12 protein-coding genes and 1 pseudogene are annotated in these 17,468 nt (G+C 31.4%); 6 read left to right on the top strand and 7 right to left on the bottom strand.

The genetic code is table 11. The features are described 5' to 3' along the window. From NYG85_RS11295 to NYG85_RS11265, 7 genes are all read right to left on the bottom strand, one after another. On the bottom strand, positions 1–1,572 hold a 1,572-nt coding region (locus tag NYG85_RS11295), incomplete at its 3' end, for a hypothetical protein (protein WP_284938722.1). Positions 1,573–1,607: 35 nt separating this feature from the next. Continuing rightward, a complete protein-coding gene (locus NYG85_RS11290) occupies positions 1,608–2,810 on the bottom strand; it encodes a capsule polysaccharide biogenesis protein (RefSeq protein ID WP_284938721.1) in 1,203 nt (400 codons plus the stop codon). Further along, a complete protein-coding gene (locus NYG85_RS11285; RefSeq protein WP_284938719.1) occupies positions 2,807–4,786 on the bottom strand; it encodes a capsule polysaccharide biogenesis protein in 1,980 nt (659 codons plus the stop codon). Before NYG85_RS11285 ends, NYG85_RS11290 begins: the two co-directional genes overlap by 4 nt. A gap of 120 nt (positions 4,787–4,906) precedes the next feature. After that, positions 4,907–6,487, bottom strand: coding sequence for a polysaccharide biosynthesis/export family protein (locus tag NYG85_RS11280; RefSeq protein ID WP_284938718.1), 1,581 nt, complete (start codon positions 6,485–6,487; stop codon positions 4,907–4,909). After that, positions 6,488–7,573: a KpsE/RkpR family capsule polysaccharide export protein gene (locus NYG85_RS11275; protein WP_284938716.1), complete on the bottom strand. Its 1,086-nt coding sequence runs from the start codon at positions 7,571–7,573 to the stop codon at positions 6,488–6,490. It abuts the gene before it with no gap. Further along, positions 7,555–8,211, bottom strand: coding sequence for an ABC transporter ATP-binding protein (locus tag NYG85_RS11270; protein WP_284938715.1), 657 nt, complete (start codon positions 8,209–8,211; stop codon positions 7,555–7,557). Before NYG85_RS11270 ends, NYG85_RS11275 begins: the two co-directional genes overlap by 19 nt. After that, positions 8,208–8,975, bottom strand: coding sequence for an ABC transporter permease (locus NYG85_RS11265; RefSeq protein WP_284938713.1), 768 nt, complete (start codon positions 8,973–8,975; stop codon positions 8,208–8,210). Before NYG85_RS11265 ends, NYG85_RS11270 begins: the two co-directional genes overlap by 4 nt. A 186-nt stretch (positions 8,976–9,161) precedes the next feature. Between NYG85_RS11265 and NYG85_RS11260 the strand changes: the two genes are divergently transcribed. The 6 genes and pseudogenes from NYG85_RS11260 to NYG85_RS11235 form a co-directional block, all read left to right on the top strand. Continuing rightward, complete coding sequence (locus NYG85_RS11260; protein WP_284938711.1) at positions 9,162–10,268, top strand: hypothetical protein; 1,107 nt, start codon at positions 9,162–9,164, stop codon at positions 10,266–10,268. A 9-nt stretch (positions 10,269–10,277) separates the two neighbouring features. Beyond that, on the top strand, positions 10,278–11,642 hold the full coding sequence (locus NYG85_RS11255; protein WP_284938709.1) for a cytochrome P450: 1,365 nt from the start codon (positions 10,278–10,280) through the stop codon (positions 11,640–11,642). Continuing rightward, entirely contained in the window at positions 11,582–12,004 is a 423-nt protein-coding gene (locus NYG85_RS11250; protein ID WP_284938724.1) for a hypothetical protein, read from the top strand. Before NYG85_RS11255 ends, NYG85_RS11250 begins: the two co-directional genes overlap by 61 nt. 58 nt (positions 12,005–12,062) lie before the next feature. Continuing rightward, on the top strand, positions 12,063–13,412 hold the full coding sequence (locus NYG85_RS11245; RefSeq protein WP_284938707.1) for a glycosyltransferase family 2 protein: 1,350 nt from the start codon (positions 12,063–12,065) through the stop codon (positions 13,410–13,412). Next, a complete protein-coding gene (locus NYG85_RS11240) occupies positions 13,393–16,557 on the top strand; it encodes a CDP-glycerol glycerophosphotransferase family protein (protein ID WP_284938706.1) in 3,165 nt (1,054 codons plus the stop codon). Before NYG85_RS11245 ends, NYG85_RS11240 begins: the two co-directional genes overlap by 20 nt. Further along, positions 16,551–17,468: pseudogene (locus tag NYG85_RS11235) on the top strand (hypothetical protein); the annotation flags it as partial. The gene NYG85_RS11240 and the pseudogene NYG85_RS11235, both read left to right, overlap by 7 nt.

The following is a 17,468-nucleotide window of genomic DNA, read 5'->3' as shown; positions in this document are numbered from 1 at the left end:
GTCTTTTTCTAAAATTTTAATTGTTAAAAGTTCTTTTTCATCTACTTTTTGTTTTAGCTCATCATATTTGGCAGTTATAGCAGAGATTTTAGTTTCTAATTCTTTGTTTTTGGTTTGTTCAGATATTAGGCTTTTAGCAATTTGTTCTTTTTCTTTTGTTTGTTTTGAAATTTGAATTTCTAAAGCAGATATCAAGCATGGATTTACATGAATGGCTAATTCTTTTTGAGCGTATTTATAATATTTTATAACTTCGTTGCTGCCCCCCCCCGTGACCTCTAATGCTTTTGCTGCCATAAACGACAAATATGGATGAAACTCATCAGCATATTTTATATAATTATTAAATACTTCCTCAAAGGCATATTTGCCGTTCCAATATTTTGATAAAAATAGATTGCTAAAAAAGTTAAATCTATTTGTTAAATATTGACCCAATAAGATATTGGCCTCATCTATCATACCCCTTTTTAACAAACAGTTAACAAGATGTATTCTATACTTATCGTTTTGTAAATCGAATTCCAAAGCATTTTTTAGATACTGCTCTAAAATTTCTAATTTCTCATCGCATTTTTCTCCATTTATAAATAAACAAAAGCAAGAATAAGCCCTTTGCGATGGACTGATGTTATGTAAAATATCATAGTATGTTTGAAGCCATTTATATAGCGTTTGTTTGTCTATATCATTATGAGGATGAATGCATTCCAAATTTGGATTTATGCTATAAGCTAATTTTACCAATGCTGATTGTGTTCCATAAAGAAGCTTTGCTTTGGACATAAAAACAACATCATATATAAATAGCTCCAAGTTTGAGTATTTATTTATATCTCTAAAATCTTCTATGAGCATAGCGTTATTGTTGATTGTTTTTAGCTCTCTCATAGATGTAACATCATCTCCTATTATTACTATATTTTCATTTTTGTGTTTTTCTATGATTCCTAAGGCAAATTCATATGGTGTAGCGTGAGTGGTGCTTTGCCTATTAGCTAGGCGATATCCAGCATAAGTATATATTGCATCACCACTTCTAAGATGTATAGCGATAAAATCACCCAAATTATCTGCGTGACTCTTTGCTAAATTTATCATATTTTTAATATTGTCATTAAAGTCAATTTTATTCCACATTTGAGCAAGTTTGGTTCTGTATTCTAATTTGCTAGAAAATAGAAAGTCTAAAAAGCCAATCTCTACTCTAAGATAGTCACATTTATTATAAATTTTTATTAATTCATCAACATTTCTTGTTATATCAATTCTGTTATCTGTTTCGTATTTTTCTAAAAAGTGCTTTTTTATAAAACCATCTGAAAATATATGTTCTTTGCTTTCACAACTAGCCCCAATTATAACGCTGTTATTAAATGCACGCATATTTATATTGTTAGCATCAGCCTTATCTTGTTTGTCTATAAACCTTGTTTCATCCCATAAAAATCTCATATTGTCTATGGATGATAATTTATCAGCCACAACCATAGCGTTAATTATTGAAAACAGTCTAGAACCAGTCCCATCACTACGATTTTGAACAACTAATTTTTTATAATTTTCGCTCATTTGTCCCTCATTTTAATTATTTGTAGAATTTTAAATTAATTATAAATCTTATAAAAACTTCCGTTTATTTGCGTGTATTTTAACAAATAATTCTTAAATTTAAAAAATAACTCTGCATCTACTTTTTTATAGTTTTTCCAAAATTTTGTTAAGCTGACACCTTTGCTTGTTAGTCCATCAATGTCATAAAGGGCATTGCCAAGACACAAAACTGGGGTTTTATGATATAAGGATTGAAAGCCAACGGTGCTGTTGATTGTGATTGTTGCTTTTGCATTTTTTAGTGCGGTTGGTAGATTTGTGTCAAATGTAATTAAAATTCTGCTTTCTACATTTAGTTTTTTTGCAAGAGATATTATAAATTTAGTATAGTCTTTTTTGCCTCTATCCATTGGGTGATGTTTAAAGACCAAAAAGCTCTTTTTGCTAGCATTTTTGGCAAATGAGATTAAAACTTCGCTGATAAATTCCTCTATATTTTTATATTTAGAGTGTTGTAATACCTGAAAATCATTATGCACTTGTAGCGGGACGAAGTAGTATTTTTTTCTCATTGCGATTAGTTTTTTTATGTTATTTTTCTCTTTGATTTTAAGGTAGTATTTTTTAATAAAATTTCTAACACCGCAAACACCCTCTTTAAAGGCATTAAAATCCCTGTGGTGCTTGTAATTTGGATATATAAAACTAAAAATATTTCCTATATTATAATAAATTGATGCGTGAAGTGCCATAAATTTATAAGCACCTTTTATCTCTTTTATGCTGTGTATCTCGTTTTCTAGCTCGGTATCAATACTAAAAAGCTGATAAGTTTTTTTATCTGTTGGCAGATTTGCGTTTGCATTTACTCCATCTTTTTGTAGCGTGATAAAGCTAGGGCGAAGATAGCCCTCTTCAAATACAAATACATCTAGTTTGTTTTGTTTTGCGATTTTAATGGCAGTTTTATGATAAAACCTGCAATCTCCAAATAAAAAAAGCATATCAATTTTATTTTTATTAATAAAATTTGTAAAAAATTCGCCCCAATTTTCTTGCGTATCTTTGTATGGTGTATAGGTGCTTTTGTTTGCGTAAAAATAGTCGCCAAAGTTAAAACCGATTGTGAAAATTTTAGCATCGTTTTTGACAAAAAAACGACCAATATAATTAAAAAATGGCCCTACTGGACCTTGCAGAAATAGTATATTTTTACCTTTAATGTCGCCGACTAATTTTAAAATTTTATCAATCATTTAAAAATCCTAAAAAAACATCTTTTAAGCGTGGCTAAGGCACTAAGTCGCTCGACTTTTAAATCCTTTAACTCATCTATTAGCTGTTTTGGCGTGCAAATTTCAAGCGTTTTTGGGCTTAAATACCTTGGATAAAGTATATAAACAGCAGCGATTAGCTCATCAATACTAGGTCTTTTTACTCGCCTATTACAGGTTATTTTATCTGTGCTTAGCCCCCAACCAGCATAAAAAGGCATACCATAACACACTACTTTTTTACCATAAAGCAACGCTTCAAATCCAGTTAGTGAGCTTAATGTGCAAAGCTCATCAATATGCGGTAAAATGCTAGTTATGTTTGCATTTTTTAATATGGTATCACAAAATTTTAGTGCCACCTCGTCTGCTACTTTGCCGACTCTGTTGCCACTTTCTACGTCTGGGTGCGGTTTGTAAATGATAAAAGCGTCTTTGTTTTCATCTTTTACCATTTTTAAAAGCTCTAAGTTGCTCTTGCCGTTAGCGCCAAGTTTTACGCTCATATCATCTTCAACCTGTCCGACAACTAAAATTTTCTTCTTATTTGTTTTAAAATTTAGCTCTTTTGGTGCGATATGGTTGTATTTTGAGATTTTGTTCTCTTTTAAAATTTGCCGTAACTCTCTTGCTTGTTTTAAAAGCTCATCATTAAACTCGTGTGTGTTTAAAATACGTTCTAATCTACTCTCTTTTGACGGGTTAAAGTAAATTCCTAAATCATCAAAAACTAACGAATAAGGTCTTGTCAAATCAGAGCCAAGTGCTTTTGAGCGGATAAAGCCATCTTCAACTCGTGTGATTTTATAAAATTTCTCTAATCTTTTAAAATTTTTAGCCCCCCAAATGAAAATTTGATTATGGTGATTTAGTCCTTTTTTAATGGCTAGTTTGGCGTGAGATGAGATTAGTGGATTTATGAAAATAAGATTTTGAAATTCGCTTAAAAATGGTCTTACAAACTCGTGCTTCCAGCGTGAAAAGCCAAAAAGATAGGCAGTTTTTGCCTCTTTTTCTTTTAGGGCGATTATTTCGTTTATGGTTTGTATTATGTCTAAATTTTTGCCGTTGTAGGGATTTTTATAGGTTGTATAAAGAATATAAGCAGCGGCAAAAATTTCTTCAATGCTTCTTTGTTTTTTGCGTCTAGCACACTTTATCTTATCTATGCTAACCCCCCAACCAGCATAAAAAGGCATACCATAACAAACGCATTCTAAACCTAAAATCAGTGCTTCAAAGCCCATTTGTGAAGTTTTTGTATAAACTTTGATGAAATGTTTAAGCAGTGAGATTGGGTTAAAATCATCTTGCAAAATTTTAACATTTTTTGGGATTTGGTCTAAATTAATATCAGATTCTTTTAGCCCATTTATCACATCGGGGTGAATTTTTAGATAGATGTTTGCGTTTGGATTTTCTTTTACTGCGTCATCTATCATTTGTGTGGTGCTAAAATTATCGGCAAGTCCAAATGTTAAACTTGCGTCATTTTTCGTTTGTGCAATGATTAAAACATTCTTTTTATCGCTTTTAAAAAGATTATCAGGACAAGGTTTTGCGTGGTTGTATTTACTGATATTGTGTGTTTTGATTAAATTAATTGCTTTTTTTGCTGTGTTTAAAAGATTCTCATCAAATTCATAGCTGTTTAGTAAATTTTCAAGTTTGCTTGGGATTTGTGCGTTGTAATAAATTCCGATATCATCGCTAACTATGCTAAATGATGGCGTATCGCTTAAACCCAATGAGCGGATAAATCCGTCTTCAAGGAGGGTAAAACTGCCATTATGCTTTTTGGCTAAATTTATGGCATTAAGACCAGATTTTTTATAGCCCCAGCCATAAAATGTGGCGTTTTTTAGATTTTTAAAAATGCCAACTGGTTTAATATCAAAGAAATTTTTAGCATTTTTGATTAGTCTTTTTGATGTTGAAAAATTCTCTATTTTAGCCATAAAATTCTCAATGTGATTAATTTTGTATTCTTAAACCTGTCGCACCCCCCCCCATAAGGCTTGTGTAATAGGGGAGCTGGCGTCGCTTAGTATTTAGAAATTTCAAGCGTATTCTCCCATTTAAATACGTAGTAAAACGCCGGTGCTAACTGCGATTTGATATAAAATTTGAGTTATGCTCTTTGCTATTGGTAGATTTTTAGAATCTAGTTTGCTTAAAACTAAAATACTATCGCCCGGCTCTATGCTTTGTCTTTTGCTTTTAGCGGTTATTACGCTGCCACCTTGTTTTATGATTAGGATATTATCCTCGTCTGCTCTGGTGCTTAAACCACCGCAAAGTTCAAGATAGTATTCAAGTTTTTTATCCTTGACATAAGAGAGGGCTGATGGGATTTTTACATCGCCTTGAACGGTTATAATGTGAGATTTTTGCGGGATAAAAATAGTATCGCCATCTTCAAGTAAAATTTGTGAAAAATCACTACTTGCATCTAAAACGACCCTGCCTTTTGGCATAACCTCTTTTGCACGTTTTATAAAATCAAGGACTAGATTTGATTCTTGCATTCTTATATTTGCTTCTTCTTCTGTGCTTGAACCAGTCTTTAAAACAGAGGCTTCAAGCTCTTTAAGTGAGCTGTCAAGTAGCTGTTTTTGAAGCTCTGCAATGCTTTTTCTGTAAAGATGAATTTGATCTTTTAAAGATGATGGCGTGTAACTTAAATCCTTAATAAGCGTATCTAGTGTAGTGCCACGAGCGACCACGACATTGCTTAGCCCGTTGTGTTCGCCAGCTATGTTTATTTGTATGGTTTTTGTGTTTGTGTTTGAGACAAATTTTACATTTTGCCCCGGCAATATCATAAAATTATCATCTTTTATGCTACGTATTGTGTGAATTTTGTAGTTATTGTCATCAAAATAACTCACGATTATATCGGTGGCTTTTGTGTCTGGTTGTGCTATTTGTTTTAGTGCTTTTAAACTAATTGCATTATTTACCTCAACTTGAAGTGGTTCTTTTACATCTCCGTCTAATGTAACATAATCTTTTAGGTAGTCAATTTTTATCGCATCTCCTGTTTGAAGTTGGATATTATCAAGCTCTCCACTTATTAAATAATCATATAAATCAATTTTTGCAATTACTTTCTTGTTTCTTATTACAGAGATATTTCTGTAACTGCCTTGATCTAAAATTCCCTTTGCCTTGTCTATAAATTGAAGCACAGAGTCGCTTGAAAGTCCGTCATAAAGACCGGGCTTTATGACAGCACCTGTTACAAATACGGATACTGGCTGAAAATTATCTAAATTTGCGTAAATATAGACATTGTCTTTGTAAATTTTTTTAAGCTCATTACTTATAACTTTTGTTATATTTTTATTTAAGACACCAAGCAACTTAATGGCACCAACTTTTGGGATAAAGATATTGCCTTGTTCATCTATCGTAAGCTTTAACTCCATATCAATAGCGCCCCAAATTTTCAGGCTGATGACATCTTTGATGTTTAAAATATAATCTGGGTTATATCTAAGTGTGTTATTTAATGAAAACGAGCCGTTAAATAGATTTTTGCCAAAAATTTTGTATTCAGGGGCATAGGTTTGATTGTTTTCGTTATTTGTAATTATTGGAGGCTCAAAGGCATTTGCAAATAAAGATAAAAGCATAATAATTAAAAATTTTTTCATTTAAAACTCCTCGTGATCTCTTATAATTGCTCTTAGCATAAGAATAATACCATACGCTAACATTAAAACACAAGCGACCGTTATGATCTCTCTGATCTTTTGTGGTTCATAGTAGCTTGTAGGCACATTTGCATTTACTAAGACTTGAAGCATTTTGCTCTCTTGACCGACTTTTAGCTTTGCACTTTGGAGTTGTGCTAGTGATTGTTTGTAAATTTCAGTATTTAGCTCAACTTGAAATTTTAATTTTCCAAAGTCAAAGATGTTTTTATTTAGAGAATTTTTATCTTCATTGGTCTGTTCTAGGCTGATTTTTTTGATTGTCTTTTCAATCTCGCTAATCTCTCGTTTTAAATTTATAATCTCAAATGAGTTGTTTGTAAGGTATTCAGAAATTTTGGCAAGCTCTTGTTGTTTGGTAACTAACTGGGCTCTTAAAGTAGAAAGAATGCTTTCGTTTGTGCTAACATTTTTATTTGGGTCTATCATAATGCTTTTGTCTTGATATTTTTTAAGCAGCTCTATGGATTTATCTAAAATTTCTCTATTTTTTTTGGTCTCATCTTCTATGAAACTAAGTTTCTTTTTTGCCACTAACCTGTTGTATTCGTTTAGTTTAAGCTCGGTTTGTTCTACTAAAAAATTTACAATCTCTTTTGCCTTATTGTTATCAACGTGCAAAAAACCGATTTTAACAAGACTTGAACCTACTTCGTTAGAAATTTGTAGGTATTTATTATAAGTCTCAACATAAGCCTCATAACTACTAAAATTATAAAGTCGTTGAAGTGGGTCAAGTTTAAAGCTGTTATAAAGCTCATTTAGGGCGAATTTTTCATTCACTTTATCATACATTTCGTATGAGCGAAGATACTCTTCAAGGGTGGAAATATCAAGACTATCGCCATTTGAAGTGGCATTGATTAAGCCTAAAATACTTGTCGTGGCACTCTGTCCGTCTAAATTTCTAATGGCAATCACAGCTTCTGATTTAAAAAATTCTGTCTTTATGAAAGCTATGTAAAAAGCTGATAAAAATATAAGAAATATTAAAATTTTTTTTGGTTTTACTGATTTAAGTAACAATTTATCGCCTCCTCTATATTCTCAAAGTATTTTAGTTCGCCATCTTTTAAAAATATGCCAACATTGCAAATTTCTCTTACTACACTGACATTGTGGCTTACTAATATGGTGTTTGAGGTTTTAACCTTTTCAAAAATAGCGTCCTTTGCTTTTTTGTTAAAGCTTGGGTCGCCAACTGAAAGTGCCTCATCAACAAGCAGATAATCAAAGTCAAACGCAAGACTTAATCCAAAACTAAGTCTGCCTCTCATACCGCTTGAATATGTCTTAAATGGCATATAAAAATAATCTCCAATATCGCTAAATTCTTTTACAAACTCAACTATATTTTTAATCTCTTCTTCGCTTTTACCATAAATTCTACTTACAAATTTTACATTTTGAAACCCAGTCATACTGCCTTGAAATCCGCCACTAAAACCCATAGGCCACGAGAATTTTTTGTTGCATTTTATGGTGCCGCTATTTAAATACTCAACTCCACCTAGTAGCTTTAAAAACGTAGTTTTACCAGCACCATTTTTGCCGAGTATTGCTATGTTTTTACCCTCTTTGATTGATAAACTCACATCGTTTAAGATATACTTTTTACCATTTTTTGTATTAAAATATTTAGTGGCGTGGTTAAAATTTATCATACATAAGCCCTAATTTTTTTATGGGCTTTAATGTAAATATAAAGGCTAAGATAACAAGGCACAAGTGTCCAAAAGCCAAGATATAAAAAATCTACATATTTTAAACTCATCACGCTAAAATAACTAGCTCTAAACATCTCCATAAGATGAACCAAGGGGTTATAAAGCAAAATATCACGAAAAGTCGGAGTCATACCATCAACGCTATAAAACACAGCAGAAACAAACATAAGCGGTGCTAAAACAAGCTCAATGGTTCTTTTAAAATTCTCATAAAATGTCCCAATAATAGCAAACAAAAGTCCCAAGCTAAAACTAAACCAAATAAGCCAAAAAGTAGATAAAAGCAATAAATAAACATTATCTGGTATAACATTTATCATAAAAAACCAGCCTATACAGCATAAAATGATGTATAAAATAAGCGTTATAAAAAGCTCTATTAGTATTCTTGTAATTACTGTGTGTATGGGTTTTACGGCTGAATAAAAAAACAAGGCACTATTTGCGTCAAAAGCGTCAAGTGCTTTTTTAACAATATTTCTAAATAGCAAAAATGATAAAAAGCTAATTGTAATAAAAACAGCGTTATTAACGCCATTTATTTGAGTATTAAAAACACTAGATCTAATGAATGCAAACACAGCAATAAACGCAAACGGCTCAAAAATCGCCCAAAAATAACCGAGTTTTTTTGAACCAAATCTTGATTGTATCTCTCTTAAAAAAAGTGCGAAAATTACATTACAAAAATTACGAAACAAGTTTTGCTATCCATTCTTAAAGATTAATCGTTAATTATATTATGGTTTTGATATATTTATCCTTAAAATGACTATGTTGTTTGAAAAGTATTTAAAGATCACATATTTTTTGAATTTTATAAAATTTATATGAATATTAAGTTTTTATTTATATAATTGACACTTATAAAATTTTAAGGTGTTTATTTGGATAGAGATGTCTTTTATATCCCCGGCTTTGACCCAAGAAGCTACAAATTTTACTATTCTATGTTTAAGCACAACGTCTATAAAACAAGTGGGGTAGATAATGATAAAATCAGTATTACAAAGCTAAACGACCAGGATATCCCAAATTTTGAGATAAATTATAAAAATTTTTGCACAAAATACAGCTTTTTTGATTGGAGTGATATTGTCATAAAGCACTTTTATAAGCGTTTTTTCGCCGTTTTTATAGCATTTTTTATGTTTTTAAAAAATTACATTTTTAAAGGTATTCATCTTAAATTAATCAAACACGCAACCACACAAACCATAACCGGCGGTTACTATGTTTTACTATTTTTTATAATAACGTATCTCATTTTAGCTTTTATTTTATGTGCTTTAAACGGCGTGATACAAAATCCGATTTTATATACTTTTTGTTGCTTAGTAATTGCGTATTTTGGCACTAAATTTATATATTTTTTAGCTAATAAAACAGGCGTTTTCTGGCTTTTAAGTATCTATAATTTTTGCTACGATTACGCTGTAAAAAAGCCACAAGAATTAGATGAGAAAATTACAAATTTTGCAAATGTCATCACTGCTAATTTAAAAGAAAATCAAGGCAAAAATCACGAAACAATCATCATTGCACACAGCGTTGGTGGGATTATTGCGGTTAGTTTGGTTTCGCGTATTATCAATCTTTGCAAAGCACAAAATATCAGCACGGATAATTTAAAACTAATCCTACTTGGTGCTTGTATGCCACTTTCTAGCCTTCATACAAATATAATTACATTTAAAAAAGAGCTAGAAATTTTAGCAAACTCAAACATAACCTGCCTAAATCTCACTTCAAAGATTGATGGTGCAAGTTTTTATAAGCTTGATTACATTAAACTTGCAGATATTAAGGCAAAAAGTCCAAAATTTATCTCGGTTAGATTTTTTAAAATTTACACTCAAAAAACCTATAAAAAACTAAGATATAATTGGTATGAAGTTCATTTTTTATACTTAAAAGCAACAGAAATAAGAGGTGGCTACGACTACTTTTACCTAGTAGCAGACCCAAAAAATTTAGAATCAAAATTAAACTAAGGAGAATTTATGGGAGTTTGTCCATTTCATCCAAACCCACACAAATCAAAGGCTGGATTAATCACTACGTTTTTTCTAAAAAGGCGTTCTTGGCTTGACGGACTTTATGAGCGAAGCTACAAGATGAAAGTCGGACAAGTTAAAATGCCCGGCTTTGATCTTTTAGTGGTAAATGACCCAAAAGAGGTTAAAAAAATAATGGTGGATAATGTTAAAGAATTCCCAAAAAGTGAGCTTTTGCACGAGCTTTTAAAGCCGCTTTTAGGCGTGAGCATATTTACCACAAATGGCGATGTTTGGAAAGCCCAGCGTGAGCTTTTACGTCCTAGTTTTGAGCTTACTAGAATTTCAAAGGTATTTGATTTGATGAGTGAGGCTGCTAGTGATATGATGGATAGATTTAGAAAAATTCCAAGTGGCGAGATTGTTGAAGTTGATGAGCATATGACCTTTGTAACAGCAGATGTGATTTTTAGGACGATTATGAGTCAAAAGCTAGATGAAAAAAAGGGTAAAGAAATTTTAAACGCATTCACTACCTTTCAAGAGGAGACCGTAAAAACGGCAATTAGAAAATTCTTTTGTGTGCCTGAATGGCTCTCAAAAATACTTGGCGAAAATAAAAGAATAGAGGCTGGCAAGGTCATAAAAAGCACACTAGCCGAAATTATAAAACCACGATATGATGCCTATGAAAACGACACTCATCAAGATATACTCTCATCGCTACTTCACACCACTCACGCCGATACAAACGAGCGTTTTAGCTTTGATGAGATACTAGATCAGGTCTCAATGCTCTTTTTGGCTGGACACGAAACGACAGCCAGTTCGCTGACTTGGACGCTTTACTGCCTAAGTCTTGATAAAAATGCCCAGCAAAAAGCGCATGATGAGATTATTAGTATTTGTAAAGATGGGCGATTTAGCATTGCAAATATAAAAGATATGAAATATCTTACAAATGTATTTAAAGAGGCATTAAGGCTATATCCGCCAGTTGGATTTTTTGCAAGACAGGCAAAAAAAGAGATGAAAATTCGTGATAAGACCTTACAAAAAGGACAGGGCGTGGTGGTCGCTCCGTGGCTTATTCATAGACACGATGAGTATTGGGACGCTCCACACGAATTTCGCCCAGAACGCCACGAAAAGCCTATCTTAAAGGAGAAGTATCTGCCATTTGGACTTGGTGAGCGTATCTGCATAGGTCAGGGCTTTGCTATGCAAGAAGCAATCATTATTTTGGCAAATATTTTAAGAGAATTTAGCCTTGATTTGCAAGAAAATTTCACACCAGATGTTGTAGGTAGATTAACCGTTCGCTCGGCAAATGGTATGATGATAAAGATGACAAAGAGGGCTGGTATTTGAATATAGGCGAAAAACTAGCTGGGACACTGCTGCTTTTTGCATTAGTCCCGCTTGCGATTATTAGTTATTTTTTTATTGTGATTGTCGGCACTTTTGGTAATCCTGATCGCGTAAGGCAGGGCGTTAGAGCACTTGATCACTTTGTAAATGCCACGCTTTTTAATGGCTATGCTTGGGAGTCGCTCTCATCTCACGCTTGGCGTAAAAGAAACAAAAAATGGGCTAAAATAATAATTTACGTAACTGATAAATTTCAAAAAAATCACTGCCAAAGAGCAAACAAAAGAGAACAACCAATAATTGATTTAATGATAAAAAAAGGGCTTTATAAGCAAACTATTGGCAAAAAATCGCAAAAATAAATTTATTTTTTTTTTTTTTTGATATAATGCACTCTTTTAAATTGTAAATGGATTTTATATGGATAAAAACTCAAAGGTCGGCATAATTGTCCCAATCTACAACACGGCAGACTTTTTGCGCGAGTGTTTAGATAGCATTGTAAGTCAGACACATAAGGACTTTGTTGCCATTTTAGTTGATGATGATAGCAGTGATAAGGAGTGCGTCAAAATCGCTTTGAGTTATGTTTTAACAGATTCTCGTTTTATTCTTTTTACAAAAGAAAATGGCGGACAAGGCAGTGCTAAGAATCTCGGCATTGAGTATTGTTTAGGCAATATAAAAACAACTAAAATTAAATCAAATAGCAACCTAAATGAATATTTAATACCAAATGATAATTACAACGCTAAAAAACTCTACACAAATAAAAATTTCACGCAAAATAAAAAGGCAGATTACATTATTTTTGCAGATTCAGATGATATTTTAGAGCCAAATTGGCTTAAAGAATGCGTTGAAAATATCGGCGTTTCACAGCTTATTTGGTATGACTTTGCTAAATTTTATGATAAGGTCAAGCCCAAATCTGAACCGACTGATTTAGAAATTTACGGCTACAAGCAAAAGCAAATTATCACGCCAAAAGAGTGGCTTTTAAAAAGCAAAGAGGTGAAAAAGCACAGCTTTGCAAGCGGTTGTTTTGTGATGATAAGAGCAGATTTTTTAAAAGATATAGATTTAAAATTCTTACACTGCTTTGGCGAAGATAATCACTTTGGCATTTTGTTATTTTTAAACGCAAAACAAATCACAATACTACCAAAAAAGCTATATCGCTACCGAATCAGAAAAGATAGCTCCATAAATTACGGCGGACAAACCAGCATTAAAGCCATACCAAAAAGGCTAAAAGCTCATCTAAGTGCATTTTTAGGCAACCCTATGATGTTACAAAAATATTACAGAGCAGGTAGCTCAGCACTAATGCTAAGCGAAATTTTTAAATTTATGCAAAATTACGATGAGCAGCTAAATACACTTTTAAAAGATACATTTTTAAATCGCCTAGCAATGCTTGGGCTAAATTTAGATAGCTTTATAGCCGACCCTTTGGGTTATAAAAAATATCTGCCACAAATTAAAGAGTATGCAAAAGAGCGAGATTTAGGTGCTTACGCTCTGCTTCATCAGAGCTTAGAGTATCAGCTTGGCTCGCATATCATTTCAAGCTTTAAAAGCTTTGATAATCTCATAAAAGCACCACGCTCATTATTTATGATTTATAATTTTTACAGACAAAACAAAATCACTTATGATTTATCAAGCTATAACGACTACGATTACGCAGCAAAGCTTAAAAATCATCTATCTTATAAAATAGGGAATTTGATATTAAGGAGAAAAAATGCCACTTTTAAACGCTAGAAAACTAAGAAAACTAGCAAGAGACCCAAAGCTATTTTTTGCAGATGCCATAGAAAATAAAAAACGTGCTTATGAAAATTTTTTAAAGAAGTTTAAGCTTAAAAAACGCAAAGGTGCTAAGAGCTACGTAATCGTTTCAGCTGTTTATAATGTAGAAAAATATCTTGATGATTATTTTAAATCAATCATAAATCAAAGGCTAGATTTTAAAAAAAATATCCACATTATCTTAGTTGATGATGGCTCGACTGATACAAGTGCAAAAATCATAAAAAACTATCAAAAAAAATATCCAAAAAATATAACTTATATTTATAAAGAAAACGGCGGTCAGGCAAGTGCTAGGAATTTGGGGCTAAAATATATAAAAGAAAATTTTAAAGATAAATTTGAGTGGGTTACATTCACAGACCCTGATGATTTTTTAGATAGTGAATTTTTTTATGAAATTGATGATTTTTTAGAAAATAATAAAGACGAAAAAGTGGTGTGCTTTTGTGCAAAGCAGGTTTTGTATAATGAACATAATTCAAGTTATGCACTACATCCATTACATAAATATAAATTTGAACAAGGCATTTTGGTCAAACAAATTTCTGATTTATCTATCGAAATTCAAAGTGCGACGCGCAGTTTATTTAGCTTAAATACTATCAATGATCATTGTATTTTGTTTAGAGAGAGTAAGTATTTTGAGGATATGGCATTTTCACTTGATTATTATAATAAATGCTCTCATACAAATTTTGTCGTTTTTATCCCGCAATCCATTTATTATATCCGAAAAAGAGCAGATGGTAGCTCTACAATGAATGCAAGTTCTAAAAGTGAAGCATATTATATTAATGCATTAAGAATGTGTTTGGAATTACTAAATAAGAGTTATGCCGAAAATAGTGCCACATATTTACACGCTCAGTATAGTGTATTTTCAATGTTGATTTATCATATTAGGTTGCTTGTAGATAATGCTAAAAGTATAGATTTTTTAGGAAGTGAGCTAAAAATAGAATATATTAAATTAATGCATAATATTTTTAATTTAATTGATAAAGAAGTTATTTTAAATTTTAATGCTAGCGGAAATACATATTTTTATAAATTTGGAATACTAAATACTTTTTATAGTAGCGATTTGCCTTATAGGATAGCATATATTCAAGATTATGACTGCATTAAAGAACAGATATGTATTCAACTTTATAGTAATTTGGCTAATGATATTGTATCTATAAGGTTTGATGGACAAGAAGTGTATCCGGACTACGAAAAAACTATTACACACGATTTTTTAGGCAAACCATTTGCATTAGAATATAGAATTTGGGTTCATGTGCCAAAAAATGCACAAAAAAATTTAGAGATATTTGTAAATTCTAAGCGTATTATGATCGGTTGGCAGGTATTTTCATATGAGATTTCTAAAATTAGACAAGAATTTAAAAACGGTATAAAAAATACTACAGGCACGTGGCTTTTTATTGATAGGGATATAGAAGCAGATGATAATGCAGAAAGATTATATAGATATATATCAAAAAAATTCCCTAAGCAAAAAATAGTATTTGCTTTATTAAAAACAAGCCAAGATTGGGATAGACTGCATCAAGAAAACTTTAATTTAGTGGAATGTTATAGTAATGAATTTTATAAAATTGCAGAAAAAGCTAGATTTTTTATTAGCTCACATACGCCACAAGGCTTTAAAGTAAAACTAAAATATGGGCAGCAATTTATATTCTTAGGGCACGGCGTAGATTCAGTAGACATATCAGAATATTTTAATAGGCTTAATATTAATTTAAGAACATCATCAACGCATATGGAGATTTATAATTTAATTAAAAGTAATAAGCGTTATTTATTGACAAATAAAGAGGTTGTGCTTACTGGACAAGCTAGGCATGATAATTTATTGGCTTATAATAAAACTAACACTAAAAACATTTTTGTAATGTTTACTTGGAGGTCTAATTTAGTCAAAGATAGAGTTGTAACCTTTGAAAGAGATGTAAAAGATACGTTTTTTGAAAGCAAATACTTTAATAGCATAAAAAACTTTTTAAATAATACAGCACTCAAAAGCATAGTGGATAAATACGGCTATTCGGTTACTTTTGTGCCACATCTTAATATGATGAGTATGCTTAAACACATAGATATACCAAATTATATTAAAGTTGAATATAGGGAAAACGGAAAAACATTTCAAAAATATTTTCAAGAGTCAGATCTGATGATAACTGATTATTCTAGTGCGGCTTTTGAAATGGCTTATTTAAATAAACCTGTGCTTTATTATCAATTTGATGGAGATGAATTTTATACAAATCACACTTATAGCAAAGGTGATTTCAACTACCAAACCGATGGCTTTGGTCCAGTAGTAAGTACAGAAGACGATTTATTAAAAGAGCTTGAAAATTTACTAAAAAACAACTGCCAAGTAAAAGAGCCATATAAAACAAATATACAAAATACATTTGCATTTAGGGATGGCAAATGCTGCGAGAGAATTTATCAAGCCATACTTGAACTTGATAAACCATACGAATATAAAATCTCTCCTGAATATATCTATAAAATAGCAAATGACGCACTCGCACACGAATGCTTTGATGAAGCTATGCAAAGATTTAGGCATCTTTTGCAAAAATCTTGTGATTTTGATGAAAATTTAGCAAATAAATACTTAAATGCAGCCATACAGGCAAACAAAGGGTATGAGGCTGGTAAAGATTTATTGCAAAATTATGAAATAAGCCAAAAAGGACTTAAACTACTTATTCTAAAAGCTATCATAAATAGTGACAAAATCAAAAAAGATGACATAAAAAACCTAATGCAAATCATTGAAAATTTAGAAATAAAAGATGAACAAAGGCAGGATTTTTTATTTTTTAAACTTAGAATTTACTTCTATCTAGCCGATTTTACAAGAGTAAATCAGCTTAAAAAAGAGCTCATGGATAGATTTGGCATAAAAGCATCAGATATAAATACCGAGATTGATTTGATGTTTAAAGCACTTGCTGCTTTTGGTAATGATGTGCTTATAAAAGGCGAGATAAATTCGCTAAATGAGAACAACTGGGGGGGGGTTCTAACCAAAATGATTTATGAAAACAAGGAGCAGATATGTTAAATTCTAATACCCTTAATGGGGGAGGGGAGTGCAAACGTTTAGCCATTCAATTTTTTGGACATACTAGAACCTACAAAAAGACATACGAAAGTTTTTTTAAATATATTGTAGAACCAAATAAAAACGATGGTTGGGAGATTGATATTTTTATACACACTTGGGATATGACAAGTAGTGACGCTAAAACTTGGCATAGTGGTCGTAATAATTTTATAGAAACACCTTTAACGCAAGAAACAAAAGATGAAATAAAAACAATTTATAATCCAAAAGTATTTGTCGTAGAACATTTAGAAGCAGGCGTAAATGGTAGATATGAAACAAAAAGAAAGACCAATAAACTTAGAGAAAAATACGAAATTGAAAACAACATAAAATATGATTATATTCTATATGCTAGACTTGATATTTTATTTGCAAAACCATTAAGGCTTCAAACGTATATAGATTTATATAATAATGGAGCAATGAAAAATTTTTCTCTCCCTGAAAAGCACTGCTTTGCTCCATTCAATCCATTTTTTAGAATGCCAGTTATTGATATGAGATATGTAAATGAAGGTGATATATTATATTTTGCAAACCATTCTATGAATATACCAAATGCTACTACAAATGAAAATTTATACTCTATTTTAATTGATTATAGATTACATAGAGACTTTTTTTTGCAAAGAGAAAATTTTGTTTGGAATTGGGATGTGTCTGTCGAACATAAATTAGAAGTTTGCAAAAATCAACTTATTAAAAAAGAAACCGAATTAAATGAAAGTAAAAACATAGCAACACAACAACAAACCAAAAACAAAGAATTAGAAACTAAAATCTCTGCTATAACTGCCAAATATGATGAGCTAAAACAAAAAGTAGATGAAAAAGAACTTTTAACAATTAAAATTTTAGAAAAAGAC

The organism is Campylobacter gastrosuis (assembly GCF_030249845.1).
Classification (GTDB): Bacteria; Campylobacterota; Campylobacteria; order Campylobacterales; family Campylobacteraceae; genus Campylobacter_A; species Campylobacter_A gastrosuis.
This window is presented reverse-complemented; position numbering and strand designations above follow the sequence as displayed.

Excerpts from the sequence above, each read along its gene's own strand:
- NYG85_RS11255 (WP_284938709.1), top strand. The coding sequence starts at position 10,278 with ATGGGAGTTTGTCCATTTCATCCAAACCCACACAAATCAAAGGCTGGA.
- NYG85_RS11270 (WP_284938715.1), bottom strand. The coding sequence starts at position 8,211 with ATGATAAATTTTAACCACGCCACTAAATATTTTAATACAAAAAATGGT.
- NYG85_RS11240 (WP_284938706.1), top strand. The coding sequence starts at position 13,393 with ATGCCACTTTTAAACGCTAGAAAACTAAGAAAACTAGCAAGAGACCCA.
- NYG85_RS11245 (WP_284938707.1), top strand. The coding sequence starts at position 12,063 with ATGGATAAAAACTCAAAGGTCGGCATAATTGTCCCAATCTACAACACG.
- NYG85_RS11285 (WP_284938719.1), bottom strand. The coding sequence starts at position 4,786 with ATGGCTAAAATAGAGAATTTTTCAACATCAAAAAGACTAATCAAAAAT.
- NYG85_RS11280 (WP_284938718.1), bottom strand. The coding sequence starts at position 6,487 with ATGAAAAAATTTTTAATTATTATGCTTTTATCTTTATTTGCAAATGCC.
- NYG85_RS11290 (WP_284938721.1), bottom strand. The coding sequence starts at position 2,810 with ATGATTGATAAAATTTTAAAATTAGTCGGCGACATTAAAGGTAAAAAT.